Annotated in this window: 16 protein-coding genes, 1 tRNA gene and 1 pseudogene; 14 read left to right on the top strand and 4 right to left on the bottom strand. The window is 61.3% G+C overall.

Translation table 11 applies throughout. From position 1 onward, the window contains the following. Positions 1-78 precede the first annotated feature (78 nt). The 6 genes from A7X77_RS03255 (at position 79) to pncB (ending at position 6,821) form a co-directional block, all read left to right on the top strand. A complete protein-coding gene (locus tag A7X77_RS03255; protein ID WP_064681549.1) occupies positions 79-1,167 on the top strand; it encodes a microcin C ABC transporter permease YejB in 1,089 nt (362 codons plus the stop codon). After that, on the top strand, positions 1,167-2,315 hold the full coding sequence (locus A7X77_RS03250; RefSeq protein ID WP_064681548.1) for an ABC transporter permease: 1,149 nt from the start codon (positions 1,167-1,169) through the stop codon (positions 2,313-2,315). Before A7X77_RS03255 ends, A7X77_RS03250 begins: the two co-directional genes overlap by 1 nt. Then, positions 2,312-3,949: an ABC transporter ATP-binding protein gene (locus A7X77_RS03245; protein ID WP_064681547.1), complete on the top strand. Its 1,638-nt coding sequence runs from the start codon at positions 2,312-2,314 to the stop codon at positions 3,947-3,949. The genes A7X77_RS03250 and A7X77_RS03245 overlap by 4 nt, the downstream gene beginning before the upstream one ends. Before the next feature lie 7 nt (positions 3,950-3,956). Then, the gene (locus tag A7X77_RS03240; RefSeq protein WP_064681546.1) at positions 3,957-4,916 is read left to right on the top strand and encodes a 2-hydroxyacid dehydrogenase; all 960 of its coding nucleotides are present in this window, start codon (positions 3,957-3,959) and stop codon (positions 4,914-4,916) included. An 87-nt stretch (positions 4,917-5,003) separates the two neighbouring features. Then, positions 5,004-5,348: a hypothetical protein gene (locus A7X77_RS03235; protein WP_064681545.1), complete on the top strand. Its 345-nt coding sequence runs from the start codon at positions 5,004-5,006 to the stop codon at positions 5,346-5,348. A gap of 168 nt (positions 5,349-5,516) precedes the next feature. Then, a complete protein-coding gene (gene pncB / locus A7X77_RS03230; protein ID WP_004673542.1) occupies positions 5,517-6,821 on the top strand; it encodes a nicotinate phosphoribosyltransferase in 1,305 nt (434 codons plus the stop codon). On the opposite strand, the gene A7X77_RS03225 is transcribed toward pncB, so the two are convergent. The 4 genes and pseudogenes from A7X77_RS03225 to A7X77_RS03215 form a co-directional block, all read right to left on the bottom strand. After that, positions 6,818-7,084, bottom strand: a complete 267-nt coding sequence (locus A7X77_RS03225; RefSeq protein WP_082928752.1) for a CrpP-related protein — start codon at positions 7,082-7,084, stop codon at positions 6,818-6,820. The two genes, pncB and A7X77_RS03225, sit on opposite strands and share 4 nt — an antisense overlap. 328 nt (positions 7,085-7,412) lie before the next feature. Then, complete coding sequence (locus A7X77_RS03220; protein ID WP_064681543.1) at positions 7,413-7,622, bottom strand: KTSC domain-containing protein; 210 nt, start codon at positions 7,620-7,622, stop codon at positions 7,413-7,415. Positions 7,623-7,730: 108 nt separating this feature from the next. Then, positions 7,731-7,996: pseudogene (locus tag A7X77_RS31900) on the bottom strand (RBBP9/YdeN family alpha/beta hydrolase); the annotation flags it as partial. Between the two features lie 114 nt (positions 7,997-8,110). Next, positions 8,111-8,200 (bottom strand) — tRNA-Ser (locus A7X77_RS03215). Between the two features lie 226 nt (positions 8,201-8,426). Between A7X77_RS03215 and A7X77_RS03210 the strand changes: the two genes are divergently transcribed. The 8 genes from A7X77_RS03210 (at position 8,427) to deoC (ending at position 15,921) form a co-directional block, all read left to right on the top strand. Beyond that, positions 8,427-8,744: a hypothetical protein gene (locus A7X77_RS03210; RefSeq protein ID WP_038686170.1), complete on the top strand. Its 318-nt coding sequence runs from the start codon at positions 8,427-8,429 to the stop codon at positions 8,742-8,744. Between the two features lie 411 nt (positions 8,745-9,155). Next, positions 9,156-10,148: a BMP family lipoprotein gene (locus A7X77_RS03205; RefSeq protein WP_064681542.1), complete on the top strand. Its 993-nt coding sequence runs from the start codon at positions 9,156-9,158 to the stop codon at positions 10,146-10,148. Positions 10,149-10,236: 88 nt separating this feature from the next. Then, on the top strand, positions 10,237-11,748 hold the full coding sequence (locus A7X77_RS03200) for an ABC transporter ATP-binding protein (RefSeq protein ID WP_064681541.1): 1,512 nt from the start codon (positions 10,237-10,239) through the stop codon (positions 11,746-11,748). A 7-nt stretch (positions 11,749-11,755) separates the two neighbouring features. Beyond that, positions 11,756-12,859: an ABC transporter permease gene (locus A7X77_RS03195; RefSeq protein WP_064681540.1), complete on the top strand. Its 1,104-nt coding sequence runs from the start codon at positions 11,756-11,758 to the stop codon at positions 12,857-12,859. Between the two features lie 10 nt (positions 12,860-12,869). After that, positions 12,870-13,841 carry an ABC transporter permease gene (locus A7X77_RS03190; RefSeq protein ID WP_064681539.1) on the top strand — a complete coding sequence of 324 codons (972 nt, stop codon included), beginning with the start codon at positions 12,870-12,872 and terminating at the stop codon, positions 13,839-13,841. A gap of 2 nt (positions 13,842-13,843) precedes the next feature. Further along, the gene (locus A7X77_RS03185) at positions 13,844-14,233 is read left to right on the top strand and encodes a cytidine deaminase (RefSeq protein ID WP_064681538.1); all 390 of its coding nucleotides are present in this window, start codon (positions 13,844-13,846) and stop codon (positions 14,231-14,233) included. Beyond that, positions 14,230-15,030, top strand: coding sequence for a purine-nucleoside phosphorylase (locus A7X77_RS03180; protein ID WP_064681537.1), 801 nt, complete (start codon positions 14,230-14,232; stop codon positions 15,028-15,030). The genes A7X77_RS03185 and A7X77_RS03180 overlap by 4 nt, the downstream gene beginning before the upstream one ends. A gap of 114 nt (positions 15,031-15,144) precedes the next feature. Next, positions 15,145-15,921, top strand: coding sequence for a deoxyribose-phosphate aldolase (gene deoC, locus A7X77_RS03175; protein ID WP_064681536.1), 777 nt, complete (start codon positions 15,145-15,147; stop codon positions 15,919-15,921). Position 15,922 lies beyond the last annotated feature (1 nt).

The raw sequence follows: 15,922 nt of genomic DNA, 5'->3' as shown, positions 1-15,922 counted from the left end.
AGGGAAGGCTGGCGGATTGAGCGGCATTAGACTGGACGGCAGGCAGACAAGAAGAAGATTTCCGGAGGCCGAAGGCTGATGGGCGCCTATGTCATTCGCCGCCTGCTTTTAATGATCCCGACCATCATCGGCATCATGGCGATCTCTTTCATCGTCGTGCAATTCGCCCCCGGCGGCCCGGTCGAGCAGGTGATCGCGCAATTGACCGGCCAGGCCGATGGCGCCGACCAGCGCCTGTCGGGCGGCGGCGACCTGATGGGTGATGGAGGAGGGGACGAAGGCTCCAGATATCGCGGCGCCCAGGGGCTCGATCCGGAACTGATCGCCAAGCTCGAAAAACAGTTCGGCTTCGACAAGCCGCCGCTGACGCGTTTCGGCGAGATGATGTGGAACTACATCCGCTTCGATTTCGGTGAGAGTTTCTTCCGCAACACTTCGGTGCTCGACCTCATCAAGGAAAAGCTGCCGGTGTCGATCTCGCTCGGCATCTGGATCCTGATCTTCTCCTATGCGATTTCCATTCCCCTTGGTATCCGCAAGGCGGTCAAGGACGGATCGACCTTCGATGTCTGGACCTCGGGCGTCATCGTCGTCGGTTACGCGGTGCCTAGCTTTCTCTTCGGCATTCTGCTGATCGTGCTTTTCGCCGGCGGCTCCTTTTACGACTGGTTCCCGCTGCGGGGGCTGGTTTCCGATAATTTCGACCAGCTCGCCTGGTGGCAGAAGCCGCTCGATTATTTCTGGCACCTCACCTTGCCGCTGATCTCGCTTTCGCTCGCCGCTTTCGCCACGACGACGCTGCTCACCAAGAATTCCTTCATCGAGGAGATCAAGAAGCAATATGTCGTCACCGCCCGCGCCAAGGGCCTGAACGAGCGGCAGGTGCTTTACGGCCATGTGTTCCGCAATGCCATGCTGATCATCATCGCCGGTTTTCCCGGCGCCTTCATCTCCGCCTTCTTCACCGGCTCGCTGCTGATCGAAAACATCTTCTCGCTCGATGGTCTCGGCCGCCTGGGCTATCTCTCGGTGGTCAACCGGGATTATCCGATCGTCTTCGCCACGCTCTACATCTTCTCGCTGCTCGGCCTTTTCGTCAGCCTGATCTCCGACCTGATCTACACCTGGATCGATCCGCGCATCGATTTCGAGCGGAGGGATGTCTGATGGACACCGCCGCAAAACCCGCCACGGCAACCCCCGTCAAGCCGCCGCGCAAGGGACTGCTGTCGCCGACCAATATCCGCCGATGGCAGAATTTCCGGGCGAACGGCCGAGGCTACTGGTCGCTGTGGCTTTTCCTGCTGCTGTTCGTGCTGAGCCTCTTTGCCGAGTTCCTCGCCAACGACCGGCCGATCGTCGCCTCCTACAAGGGCGAAATCCTGTTTCCCGTGCTGATCGATTATCCCGAGGAAAAGTTCGGCGGCTTTCTCGCCGAAACCGACTACCGCTCCTCGGTGATATCGGACGAGATCAACGCCAATGGCTGGATGATCTGGCCGCCGGTCCGCTATTCCTACCGCTCGGTCAACTCCAACATTCCGCATTCGGCGCCGACCGCTCCTTTCTGGCTGATGACCAAGGAGGAGCGCTGCTCCGGCTATCCGCAAGGGGTGAACGACCCTGCCTGCACGCTCGGCAATCTCAATTGGCTCGGCACCGACGATCAGGCCCGCGACGTGCTCGCCCGCGTCATCTACGGCTTCCGCATCTCGGTGCTCTTCGGGCTGGCGCTCACCATCTGCTCGGCGATCATCGGCGTCACGGCCGGCGCGGTTCAGGGTTATTTCGGTGGCTGGACCGATCTTTTGCTGCAGCGCTTGATCGAGATCTGGTCGTCGATGCCGGTGCTCTACATCCTGCTCATCATCGCCGCCATCCTGCCGCCCGGCTTCTTCGTGCTGCTCGGCATCATGCTGCTCTTTTCCTGGGTCGGCTTCGTCGGCGTGGTGCGCGCCGAATTCCTGCGCGCCCGCAATTTTGAATATGTGCGCGCTGCCCGTGCGCTCGGCGTCAACAACCGCACCATCATGTGGCGCCATCTGCTGCCGAACGCCATGGTCGCGACGCTGACTTTCCTGCCTTTCATCCTCTCCGGCTCGATCACGACGCTGACGTCGCTCGATTTCCTGGGCTTCGGTATGCCGCCGGGCTCCCCGTCGCTCGGGGAGATGATCGCCCAGGGCAAGACCAACCTGCAGGCGCCATGGCTCGGGCTGACGGCCTTCTTCGCCATGTCGATCATGCTGTCCCTGCTGATCTTCATCGGCGAAGCCGTGCGCGACGCCTTCGACCCGAGGAAGACGTTTCAATGAATGACATGACAGAACCGCTCCTTTCCGTCCGCGATCTCTCGGTTGCCTTTCACCAGGGCGGCGAGACCTCTCTTGCCGTCGATCGCATCTCTTTCGATATCGCCAAGGGCGAGGTCGTGGCGCTGGTCGGCGAATCCGGTTCCGGCAAGTCGGTCTCGGCCAATTCGATCCTGAAGCTCTTGCCCTATCCCTCGGCAAGCCACCCCTCCGGCGAAATCCTGTTCAAGGGCAACGACCTCTTGAAGGCGTCGGAACGGGCGTTGCGTGAGGTTCGCGGCAACGACATCACCATGATCTTCCAGGAGCCGATGACCTCGCTCAATCCGCTCCATACGATCGAGAAGCAGATTGCCGAAATCCTCGCGCTGCACCAGGGCATCACCGGCGAGCCGGCGCGCCAGCGCGTGCTGCAACTGTTGAACCAGGTCGGCATCCGCGAGCCGGAAAAGCGGTTGAAGGCCTATCCGCACGAACTGTCCGGCGGCCAGCGCCAGCGTGTCATGATCGCCATGGCGCTCGCCAACCGGCCGGAATTGCTGATCGCCGACGAGCCGACCACGGCGCTCGACGTCACCGTGCAGGCGCAGATTCTCGAACTGCTGCGGCAATTGAAGGCGGCGCACGGCATGTCGCTGCTGTTCATCACCCATGATCTCGGCATCGTACGCAAATTCGCCGATCGCGTCTGCGTGATGACGAAGGGAAGGATCGTCGAGACGGGAACCGTCGCCGAGGTCTTCGCCAATCCGAAGCATGACTATACCCGCCACCTCCTCGCCTCCGAGCCGCGCGGCGAGCCGCCGCTTGCCGATCCGTCGAAGCCGGTGGTGATGGAAGGTTCCGACATTCGCGTCTGGTTCCCGATCAAGGCGGGGCTGATGCGCCGCGTCGTCGACCACGTCAAGGCAGTCGACGGCATCGATCTTTCGCTGCGCGCCGGCCAAACGCTCGGTGTCGTCGGCGAATCCGGTTCCGGCAAGACCACACTCGGCCTGGCGCTGACGCGGCTGATCTCCTCGCAAGGGCGGATCGCTTTCGTTGGCAAGGATATAGCCGGCTATTCGTTCAGCGAGATGCGGCCGCTGCGCAACCAGCTGCAGATCGTCTTCCAGGATCCTTACGGCTCGCTGAGCCCGCGCATGTCGGTCGGCGATATCATCGCCGAAGGGCTGAAGGTGCATGAGCGCTCCTTGAGCGCCGAAGAGCGCGACCAGCGCGTCTGCTGGGCGCTGGAGGAGGTCGGCCTCGACCCTCTGACCCGGTGGCGTTACCCGCATGAATTCTCCGGCGGCCAGCGCCAGCGCATCGCCATTGCCCGCGCCATGGTGCTCAAACCGCGCTTCGTCATGCTCGACGAGCCGACCTCGGCGCTCGACATGAGCGTCCAGGCCCAGGTCGTTGATCTCCTGCGCGACCTGCAGAAGAAGCACGACCTCGCCTATCTCTTCATCAGCCATGACCTGAAGGTGGTGAAGGCGCTTGCTAACGACGTCATCGTCATGCGTTTCGGCAAGGTGGTGGAGCAGGGGCCTTCCTCGGAAATCTTCCGTGCTCCGAAAGACGATTACACCAAGGCGCTGATGGCCGCCGCTTTCAACATCGAGGCGGTGCCGACGCCCGCCGTGCAGCAGTAAGAACATCATGTCCACACCTTCTCCTGTTCTCGTCGACATCAAGTTCAATTCCGAAGGCGTCGCCCGCGTGCTGAAAACGGCCTTTGCCGACCGCGGCAGCTTCAATCTCGCCGATCCGGCCGATCGGACGCGGGATCTCAGCGCGGCCGAATACGCGCTTGTCTGGAAGCCGGATGCCGATCTTTTCAACCGGGCGCCGAACCTCAAGGTCATCTTCTCGGGCGGCGCCGGCGTCGACCATATCATCGGCATGGACGGCCTGCCTGACATACCGATCGTTCGTTTCGTCGACCGCAGCCTGACCACCCGCATGAGCGAATGGGTGGTAATGCAATGCCTGATGCATCTGCGTGGGCAATACGCCCATGACAGCCATCAGCGGCGGCGCGAATGGGCCAAGTTGATCGCGCCCGAAGCAGCGGAGGTGACGGTCGGCGTCATGGGCCTCGGCGTGCTCGGGCAGGACGCGGTCGCCAAGCTGAAGGTGATGGGTTTCAACGTCATCGGCTGGTCGCGTACCCGCAAAGAGATCGACGGCGTCGAAACCTTCGACGCGCGCGAGCTGGACGGGTTCCTCGCCAGGACCGACATTCTCGTCGGCCTTCTGCCGCTGACACCTGATACCACCGGTTTTTATGATCGCGGGCTATTTAAAAGGCTTCGCCGCGACGGTGCGCTCGGGCGGCCGGTCCTCATCAATGCCGGCCGCGGCCGGAGCCAGGTCGAGGCCGACATCGTCTCGGCCATCCGGGACGGGATCCTCGGCGGCGCTTCGCTTGATGTTTTCGAGGTGGAGCCACTCCCGTCAGACAGCCCGCTATGGGATATGGAGAACGTCTTCATCACCCCGCATGACGCGGCGGTCTCCGAAGAGAACGCGCTGTTCCGCCATGTCGAGACGCAGATCGCCCGCTTCGAGCGCGGTGAGCCGCTGGAATTCGTGGTCGACCGCGCCGCCGGCTATTGAGCGTCCGGAACCTTCGAGACGACTGACCGTTTTCTCTGCGAAAGTTTCTTGCGGCCGGATCGGCCGCCAAGGCAGCGGAAGGAGACGATGATGGCGCATCAGACGGAAACACGCTGGGAAAAATCCGACGGCAAGCTTCACAAGGAAGAGCAGATCCCGCCGGTCAAGGCCAAACAGGGGCGCATGGGATACCGCATCCTGACGGTGCTGCTCGTCGCGCTGATCCTCGCTTTCGTCGTTTGGATCCCGGTCGAGATCTGGGGCAATCGCGAGGCAGAGGAAGTGACGCCGCAGCAGCCCGGCCAGCAGCTCCAGCAACAGCAATCGGACGCAACACCTGCGCCGACCCCGCAGAACGGCAATGCCGTGCCGACAGCGCCGGCCCCGAATGCTGCGCCGGCACCGGCCCAGCCAGCGGCGCCGGCCCAATAGACCAATTCCAGATGATCTCCCCATCCCGCCGCCATGCCGCGGCGGGATGTTTATGTTTTGTCTGGACTTTTCCTGCCGATTTTTCGATAAGAAGACGCACGAGCCGGTTTCGTGCGCCGGCCCGCAAACTTGGCAGCACCTGACCGGATTGGACAGGGGCAGGAATTCATGGCCAAGACCGATATTGCAAGACGCGTCTACAATCACGCTTGGAAGCTCGACCCGATCATCCGCAGCCTGATCGATACCGACTTCTACAAGCTGCTGATGCTGCAGATGATCTGGAAGCTCTATCCAGACGTCAATGCCTCCTTCACGCTGATCAACCGGACCAAGCGCGTCCACCTCGCCGAGGAGATCGACGAAGGCGAACTGCGTGAACAGCTGGATCACGCCCGTACGCTGAGGCTCTCCAAGAAGGAGATGATCTGGCTTGCGGGTAACAGCTTCTACGGCCGCGCGCAGATTTTCGAGCCGGAGTTCCTCGCCTGGCTTTCCAACTTCCAGCTTCCCGAATACGAGCTGTCGAAGAAGGACGGCCAATATGTGCTGGATTTTCATGGGGCCTGGAAGGAAACCACGATGTGGGAGATCCCGGCGCTCGCGATTGTCAACGAGCTCCGGTCGCGCTCGGCGATGAAAGCGCTCGGCCCTTTCACCCTTGACGTGCTCTATGCCCGCGCCAAGGCGAAGATGTGGTCGAAGGTCGAGCGGCTGAGGGAACTGCCGGGCTTACGCATTTCCGATTTCGGCACCCGCCGGCGCCACAGTTTTCTCTGGCAGCGCTGGTGCGTCGAGGCGCTGAAGGAAGGCATCGGCCCGGCTTTTACCGGCACCAGCAATGTATTGCTGGCTATGGATTCCGATCTCGAGGCGGTCGGCACCAATGCCCATGAGTTGCCGATGGTGGCCGCTGCCCTGGCGCAAACCGACGAGCAGCTGCGCAACGCGCCTTACAAGATCCTGCGCGACTGGAACAAGCTCTATGGCGGCAACCTTCTGATCGTCCTGCCAGATGCCTTTGGCACTGCGGCCTTCCTGCGCGACGCGCCGGAATGGGTGGCCGACTGGACCGGCTTCCGGCCGGACAGCGCGCCGCCGATCGAAGGCGGTGAGAAGATCATCGACTGGTGGAAAAAGATGGGCCGCGATCCGCGCCAGAAGCTCTTAATCTTTTCCGACGGCCTCGATGTCGACGCCATCATCGATACCTACCGCCATTTCGAAGGCCGGGTGCGGATGAGCTTCGGCTGGGGCACGAACCTGACCAATGATTTTGCCGGCTGCGCCCCGACCGAAATCTCGGGCCTCAACCCGATCTCGGTCGTCTGCAAAGTCAGCGATGCCAATGGCCGTCCGGCGGTGAAGCTCTCAGACAATCCGCAGAAGGCGACCGGCGAACCGGCAGAGGTCGAACGTTACCTGAAATTCTTCGGCACCGAGGACAGGGTCGATCAAACCGTCCTGGTTTAAGCGCGCCGCGCCGCACGGCCGTCCCCGGATACGGCGTGGCCGTCCCAGGGCGCGGCGTGGCCGTCCCGCGGCATATCGATGTGCCCGGCCATCGCGTCCTCGATTGCCCAGCCGAAGCGCCAGGCGTCGAACATCGAAAACCATTCCTGAAGGTCGGTGATCGGCAGGACATCCGGTTTCGACATCGGATTGTCGGCCAGACTGCGGCCGAGCGAACGGTCGCGTGCACCGCGTTCCTGCATCTCAAGCAGATCCTCAAACATCGTCACCCCCCGTTTTGATTGGGTTTATGCAATCATGCTAATGAAGCCTTGTCGAGTCCGGATGGGATGATTCCGGTTTTTCACAGGATTAGCCCTAATTCGCTATCGCGACGCACGGAGTTGACGGGGAGGCCCGGCTTCCTGGCTGGGGTCCGCCGCCGAGCCTCCCGGCTGGCCGATTCGTAAAACGGCAGCATCGACAAGTTGTCGCCTTCCGGCCGGGCCGATCCAACAAAGATGATATGGACAGTGAACGGCCGGTTAATATCCACCGGATCTGTGCCGATTCCATACCGTCCGTCAGGTCGGCTACGGCATGCTCGACGGTTCATGCTGCCAGTCTGCGAAACCGGGTTCTGATCCGGTCTAGGTAATAATGGCCGGGAGACGGGGCCGCCGTCATCGCATGGGCTTCCGAAGAGGGAACGCCCTCGAACAGCCGCTCTTCGCCATTCTTGAAGCAGATTCTGAGCCGCCCGTCTTCCTGGCTGAAATAGACGGATTTGATGATCTTCGACTTCACCGAAAGTTCTTCCATCTGTTTTACCTCTGGTTTTTAATTTTCCAAAGCATACCGCGTCACGTGCAAAGACCCGGTGAAGCGGCATGGTAAAAATTCAGGAATCGCGTGGTGTATTCGGCTAGATCACACCCGATCACGTTTTGCCAATCCGGCGGCGAAGGCCGTCAGCAGAGCCTTCCCCTGCGTCCACTCCTCAAGGCCGCTTTGCCCGTTGATATGGCCGAAAGCACCGATCTCGACAAGGCCGCTACCCCAGAGATCGGCTCGGCCTGGGCATGGTCGAGCGTGCGGAAAGGATCATTGGCGCTTGCGACAATCAGAGTGGGGAAGCGCATCTTTTGCGAAGGCGGCCTGCCGAATCCGGCCGCCTCCTCAGGAAATGAAGCGGACCCCCTCAGTTCGGTGTCGAGAGGATGGCTGGACCGTCTTTGTAGAGCTGCGGCAGGAGTATTTGCGTACCGCCGCACAGAGTGCCGCACTATGACACAAGATCCAACGAAAAATGGCGGACAGGGAGGGATTCGAACCCTCGGTACGCTTTCACGTACACACGCGTTCCAGGCGTGCGCCTTAAACCACTCGGCCACCTGTCCTTTGGCGTTCGCACCAGGAGAGGAGCAAATCGTCGGAACGGCGCGATATATACCGATGAATTTTTGCCGATCAACCCAAATCTAACAGTTTTTTGACTTCTTCGGATAAAACTCGCTTGCGCCCGTCCATTGTGCTTCACCCCATCGATGACTATGTAATTCTCAAGGTGGAGAATGGCGCGGGTCCGCCGGAATTGTCCGGCATATCGAAGCGTCGGAGGAGTTGATGCGTTTCCTGTTGCGTCTGGCCAGTCTTGTCGCGCTTGCGGCGGCCGTTATTGCCGGGACCATCGATTCGATCCAGTCGGTTGCGGCTTCCGCCGTTGTCATGACGCCGATGTCGGAGGCTTGGCAGGATGTGAGCCCGGACACGCTGACGTCGCTGCAATCTGCGCTTTCCTACTATATCCATCCCCGCTTCTACGCCTTCATCTTCCAGTGGCTGATGCTCCAGCCGGCCTTTGCAGTCTTTCTGGTGATCGCGCTGCTTCTTTGGATGATCGGCTACAAGAAGCCGCCGATCGCCGGTCGCTTCACGGCTTAATGCATGTCGCCCGGAAATGTGCAGCGGTTCCGGGGCAACGACATGCATAAAACAAAGTGCTAAAGTGCGTCGCATGAATCAAATTTGATGCGACGCGCTTTCGCTGTTGAGCCGGTGCGATCCGGCAAAAGACCGGGTGCATTTGCTCTTCCCCGGTTTCAGCAACGGCCAGCGGATCGGCTAAAAAATCCGCATCTCGGTCGGCGAGATGTCCAAAAATCCGCCCAGCAGAACTGATTTTCAGCAATCGCTGCAAATCTTTACCGCCTGAAAAATTTCTGGTGAATTTTTCCGTGAGCCATGCAAGGATGCGCGCAGCCAGGCCTCCGGGGGGAGGTCGGTGGTTCCGCAGACATGTCCGAAAAGGGCTTGCGGGAGGACCCCAACGAATAGCAACAACAGGGCTGCACAATGAAAAAATCCCTTCTCACTCTCCTTGCCGTGGCTGCCATGTCGACGACGGCGCTGGCCGCCGATGTCAAGCCGGCGCTGGTTTACGGCACTGGCGGGAAGTTCGATAAGTCTTTCAACGAAGCGGCCTATAACGGCGCCGAGAAGTTCAAGGCCGAGACCGGTATTGCCTATCGCGACTTTGAGCCGACGGGCGACACCCAGGGCGAACAGGCCATCCGCAACTTCGCAAGCCGCGGCTTCAATCCCGTGGTCGCCGTCTCCTTCGCCTGGACTTCGGCCATAGAGAAGGTCGCAGCCGAATTCCCCGACACCAAGTTCATCATCGTCGACTCCGTCGTCGATAAGCCGAACGTCCGTTCGGTCGTCTACAAGGAAGAAGAAGGCTCCTATCTCGTCGGCATTCTCGCCGCCATGGCCTCCAAGACCGGCAAGGTCGGTTTCGTCGGCGGCATGGACATTCCGCTGATCCGCAAGTTCGAATGCGGCTATGAGCAGGGCGCCCGCGCCGCCAAGGCCGATATCCAGGTATTCCAGAACATGACCGGCACAACAGGTGCGGCCTGGAACGACCCGGTTCGCGGCGGTGAGCTCACGAAGAACCAGATCGATCAGGGCGCTGACGTCATTTACGCGGCGGCCGGCGCCACCGGCCTCGGCGTTCTGCAGACCGCCGCCGACAACAAGAAGCTGTCGATCGGCGTCGACTCCAACCAGAACCATCTGCATCCGGGCTCGGTGCTGACCTCGATGGTCAAGCGCGTCGATCTTGCCGTCTACAACGCCTACACCGACACCAAGAACGACAAGTTCACCGGCGGCGTCCAGGCGCTTGGCGTCAAGGAAGATGGTGTCGGCGCCGCGATCGACGACAACAACAAGTCGCTGATCACGCCGGAAATGCAGGCTGCCGTGGACAAGGCCAAGGCCGACATCATCGCCGGAACCGTCAAGGTTCACGATTACACCTCGGACAACGCTTGCCCGAAGTGATCCGCGCCCTGATGTAATTGACGATTGAGATCGGGCGTATGGCGGAGGGGATTTTCGCCATACGCCCTTTTCTTATTTGGAGCCTGCTGTGACAGATAAGCCCGCTATCGAGCTTGTCGGCATCGATAAAAAATTCGGTGCCGTCCACGCCAACAAGGATATCAACCTCACCGTTGCCAAGGGAACGATCCACGGCATCATCGGTGAAAACGGTGCCGGCAAATCGACGCTGATGTCGATCATCTACGGTTTCTACCATGCCGACAGCGGCGAGATCCGCGTCAACGGCAATCCCGTCACCATCCGTGACAGCCAGGCGGCGATCGCAGCCGGCATCGGCATGGTGCACCAGCATTTCATGCTGGTCGATAATTTCACCGTGCTCGAGAATATCATGCTCGGCGCCGAAGGCGGCTCGCTGTTGGCCAGAGGCGTCGCATCGGCCCGTGCCGAGCTCAAGCGGCTGGAAACGGAATATGGGCTGGAAGTCGATCCCGATGCGCTCATCGAAGAGCTGCCGGTCGGCCTGCAGCAGCGTGTCGAAATCCTGAAAGCCATGTACCGCGGCGCCGAGATCCTGATCCTCGACGAGCCGACAGGCGTGCTGACGCCGGCGGAGGCCGACCATCTTTTCCGCATCCTCAAGGTGCTGCGCGATCAGGGCAAGACGATCATTCTCATCACCCACAAGCTGCGCGAGATCATGGCGATCACCGATACGGTCTCGGTCATGCGCCGCGGCGAGATGGTGGCGACCCGCAAGACGGCGGAAACGACGGTTGAGGAGCTTGCCGAGCTGATGGTCGGCCGCCGCGTGCTGCTGCGCGTTCAGAAGGGTCAGGCGAACCCCGGCGCGCCGGTGCTCACGGTTCGCAACCTCACAGTCAAGGACAATCGCGGCGTCACCATGGTCGACAATGTCTCCTTCGATGTCCGCGCCGGCGAGATCGTCGGCATCGCCGGGGTTGCCGGCAACGGCCAGTCCGAATTGCTCGAAGCGATTGCCGGTATCCGCAAGCCCACCTCCGGCGAAATCCTCCTCGACGGCCAGACGATCGACAAAGCCGATCCCGCCCGCCTGCGCGATCTCGGCCTCGCTCATATTCCCGAGGACCGCCATCATATGGGCCTGGTGCTGAAATTCGAGGAATACGAAAATTCCGTGCTCGGCTATCACCGCCGCCCGGGCTATAGCAAAGGCCCGCTGCTCGATCTCGAGGCGATCCGCAAGGACGCAATGGAAAAGATCGAAAAATACGACATCCGCCCGCCAAATCCGCGGCTGAAGACGGCGAACTTTTCCGGCGGCAATCAGCAGAAGATCGTCGTCGCCCGCGAGATCGAGCGCGACCCGAAGATGCTGATCATCGGCCAGCCGACGCGCGGCGTCGATATCGGCGCCATCGAATTCATCCACCGCCGGATCATCGAAATGCGCGATGCGGGAAAGGCGATCCTGCTCGTCTCCGTCGAACTCGACGAAATCCGCGCCCTTTCAGACCGTATCCTTGTCATGTTTGCCGGCAACATCGTCGGCGAGAAGACGCCCGATGCCGGTGAACAGACCCTCGGCCTGATGATGGCCGGCATTGCCGCGTGAGGCCCTTATGAGCACTGCTTCCATTCCGCTGCCTAACTGGATCAATTACGGTCTGATACCGCTTCTGAACCTCATCGTCGCCTTCCTGATCTCGGGCTTCGTCGTCTGGCTGATCGGCGAGAGCCCGCTTGCCGCCCTTTCCCTGCTGATCGAAGGCGCTTTTGGCAGCGGCGAAGGCATAGGCTTCACGCTCTACTATGCGACGAGCTTCATTTTCACCGGCCTTTCCGTCGCGGTGGCGATCCATGCCGGTCTCTTCAACATCGGCTCCGAAGGCCAGGCCTATATCGGCGGCCTCGGCTGTGCGCTTGCGGCGCTCGCGCTCGACAATTACGTGCCCTGGTATGTGACGATGCCGGTCGCCATCGTCGGCGCCGGCATTTTCGGCGCAGCCTGGGCCTTCATCCCCGCTTTCCTTCAGGCCAAGCGCGGCAGCCACATCGTCATCACGACGATCATGTTCAACTATATCGCCGCCGCCCTCATGGTCTATCTGCTGGTGCACGTGCTGATCGTACCGGGCAAGATGGCGCCGGAAACCCGCACCTTCCTCGAAGGCGGTCAGCTTCCCAAGCTCGACTGGCTGATGACGATGTTCGGAGCCAAGCTCGGTGCCGCCCCCTTTAACGTCTCCTTCATCGTCGCCCTCTTTGCCGCTTGGTTTGTCTGGATCCTCATCTGGCGCACCAAGCTCGGCTTCGAGATGCGCACGCTGGGTGTGAGCTCGACCGCCGCCGACTATGCCGGCATTCCCTATGCACGGATCGTTATCATCGCCATGCTGCTTTCTGGCGCGCTCGCAGGCATGATGGCGCTCAATCCCGTCATGGGCTCCTCCGCCCGTCTGCAGGTCGAGTTCGTCGGCGGCGCCGGCTTCGTCGGCATCGCGGTCTCGCTGATGGGCCGCAACCATCCGCTCGGCATCATCCTGGCGGCGATCCTCTTCGGCACCCTCTATCAGGGCGGTGACTGGATCTCTTTCGAAATGCCGAATATCACCCGTGAGATGATCCTCGTCATCCAGGGTCTGGTGATCCTCTTTGCCGGCGCGCTGGAATATATGTTCCGGCCGGCAATGGTGCACATCTACCAGCAGTTCAAGCCAGCCTGAGGAGCGGACGATGGATTATTACGACATTTTCATCAACGTCCTGAGTTCGACGGTCCGGCTCTCCATTCCGCTGATCTTCACGGCACTCGCCGGCCTATTTTCAGAGCGTGCGGGCGTTTTCGATATCGGCCTCGAAGGCAAGATGCTGGGCTCGGCATTCGCCGCTGCCTGCGTGGCTTATCTCACCGGTTCGGCCTGGCTGGGCCTCGGCGCCGGCATCGTCTGCTCGGTGGCGCTGAGCCTGGTGCATGGCTTTGCCTCAATCACCAACCGCGGCAACCAGATCGTTTCGGGCGTGGCGATCAACTTCTTCATCGCCGGCATCACCATCGTGCTCGGCCAGGCCTGGTTCGGCCAGGGCGGGCGCACGCCGCAGCTGCCGCCGGATGCACGCTTCGCGCCGATCATCCTGCCGGGTGCCGATGCCCTCCGTGACGTGCCGATCCTCGGCCCGCTCTATGCCAACGTCATATCGGGCAACAATATCCTCACTTATCTCGCCTTTCTCGCGGTGCCCTTCTCCTGGTGGGTGCTTTACCGTACGCGCTTCGGCTTGCGGATGCGCGCCGTCGGCGAAAACCCGGGTGCAGTCGACACCGCCGGCATCTCGGTCGCCTGGCTGCGCTACCGCGCCGTCATGTGCGCCGGCATCCTCTGCGGCTTTGCCGGTACCTATCTGGCGATCGCCCAGTCGGCCGCCTTCATCAAGGACATGTCGGCCGGCAAGGGCTATATCGCGCTCGCCGCCCTCGTCTTTGCCAAGTGGAAGCCGGTGCCTGTCATGTTCGCCTGCCTGCTCTTCGGCTTCCTCGATGCGCTGGCGAATTTCATGCAGGGCAAGGAGGTGCCGCTGATCGGCACAGTGCCTGTTCAGGTCTTCCAGGCGCTGCCCTATGTCCTCACCTGCATTCTGCTTGCCGGCTTCATCGGCATCGCGATCCCGCCGAAGGCCGGCGGCGTGCCCTATACGAAGGAACGTTGATCATGTCCCATGACCTGTTCGAAGCCGCACGCGGCGCCATGGTCTTTGCCCATGCGCCCTATTCGAAATTTCCCGTCGGCGCGGCGATCCGCGCCGAGGACGGCAAGGTCTATACCGGCGCCAACATTGAAAACCTCTCCTTTCCGCAAGGCTGGTGCGCCGAGCCGACGGCCATCAGCGCCATGATCATGGGCGGCGCGAAGAAGATCGTCGAAATGGCTGTTATCGCCGAGAAGCTGCCGCTCTGCCCGCCCTGCGGCGGCTGCCGCCAGAAGATCTCCGAATTCGCTTCCAAGGACACGAAGATCTATCTCTGCGACGAGGCCGGCGTGCAGAAGAACATGACCATGGAAGAGCTTCTTCCCTTCAGCTTCGAGACGGAACTCGGATGAAGGCGACGGTCGACCTGCTCGCCGCCTTGCTCGGCGCCATCAAGCCACGCCATGGCATCGTGCTCGGCTCCGGTCTTGGCTCCCTCGTTGGTCAGCTGGACGGCGCCGTGCGTATTCCCTATCGCGACCTGCCGGGCTTTCCCGTCAGCGCCGTCTCCGGCCATGCCGGCGAGGTCGTCGCCGGCCGGCTCGGCGGCGTGCCCGTCGTCATGCTTTCCGGCCGCGTGCATTATTACGAGAAGGGCGATCCCAACGCCATGCGCCTGCCGATCGAGGTCTTGAAGGCGCTCGGCGTCGAGGCGCTGATCCTGACCAATTCGGCAGGATCGCTGCGTGACGACATGCCGCCCGGTTCGGTAATGCAGATCACCGACCATATCAACTATTCCGGCATGAACCCGCTGATCGGCGAGGAAAGCGATCATCGCTTCGTCGGCATGACCAATGCCTATGATGCCGGTCTTGCTAGCGCGATGCGGAAGGCTGCGGCAAAGCTCAAGATCGAGCTGGCGCAGGGTGTCTATATGTGGTTCTCCGGCCCGAGCTTCGAAACGCCGGCCGAAATCCGCATGGCGCGCATCCTTGGCGCCGATGCCGTCGGCATGTCGACGGTGCCCGAGGTCATCATCGCAAGAATGCTGGGACTGAGGGTTGCCGCCGCCTCCGTCATCACCAACTATGGGGCAGGCATGACCGGCAATGAGCTCAGCCATGAAGAAACCAAGGACATGGCGCCTGTCGGTGGCGCCCGTCTCGCCGCCATATTGAAAGACATGATTGCGGCCAGAACAGGATGATTTTAGGCCGGGTCGGCCCTAAAGTCTGAATCCTGTTCTACACTAATAGCGAGAGCATGATGTCGTCCGAAAACCGCTCACACTTTTCGGCATCATGCTCTAGAGGAAGTGAAGATGAATAGCCATTCCATCCGGGAAACGGCGGCGGTCGCCCTTTCCCTTCTCGATCTCACCAATCTGAAGGACGATTGCACCGAGGCGCAGATCGAAGCGCTCTGCACCCGCGCGCAGACGCCCTATGGCAACAGCGCTGCGATCTGCATCTGGCCGCGCTTCGTCGCCCAGGCCCGCAATATCCTCGGCACCGGCCATGCCGTACGGATCGCGACCGTCGTCAATTTCCCGGCGGGCGAGATGGAAGTGGCCGATGTCGCCGCCGAAACCCGCGAGGCGATTGCCGACGGCGCCGACGAGATCGATCTGGTCATCCCCTACCGCAAGTTCATATCAGGCAACGAGAAGGCGGTGACCGACATGGTCAGGGCGGTGCGCGCCGAATGCAGCGGCCCCGTTCTGCTGAAGGTCATCATCGAGACCGGCGAATTGAAGGAGGCGGCATTAATCCGCCGCGCCTCCAAACTTGCCATCGAAGCCGGCGCGGATTTCATCAAGACCTCCACCGGCAAGGTCGCCGTCAACGCGACGCTCGAAGCCGCCGACATCATGATCCGGGCGATTCGCGAAAGCGGACGCAAGGTCGGCTTCAAACCAGCCGGCGGCATCGGCTCGGTGGCCGATGCGGCGCTCTATCTCAGCCTCGCCGAAACCATCATGGCGCCGGATTGGGCGATGCCCTCGACCTTCCGCTTCGGCGCTTCCGGCCTGCTCGACGATATACTGGCGGTTCTAAGCGGAGCGCAGCCGGCATCGGCGGCGGCGTCGGGCTATTGAG

The sequence above is a fragment of the Rhizobium bangladeshense genome (genome assembly GCF_001662075.1).
Lineage (GTDB): Bacteria > Pseudomonadota > Alphaproteobacteria > Rhizobiales > Rhizobiaceae > Rhizobium > Rhizobium bangladeshense_B.
Note: the sequence above shows the minus strand (reverse complement) of the source record. Positions and strands in the feature narration are given on the sequence as shown.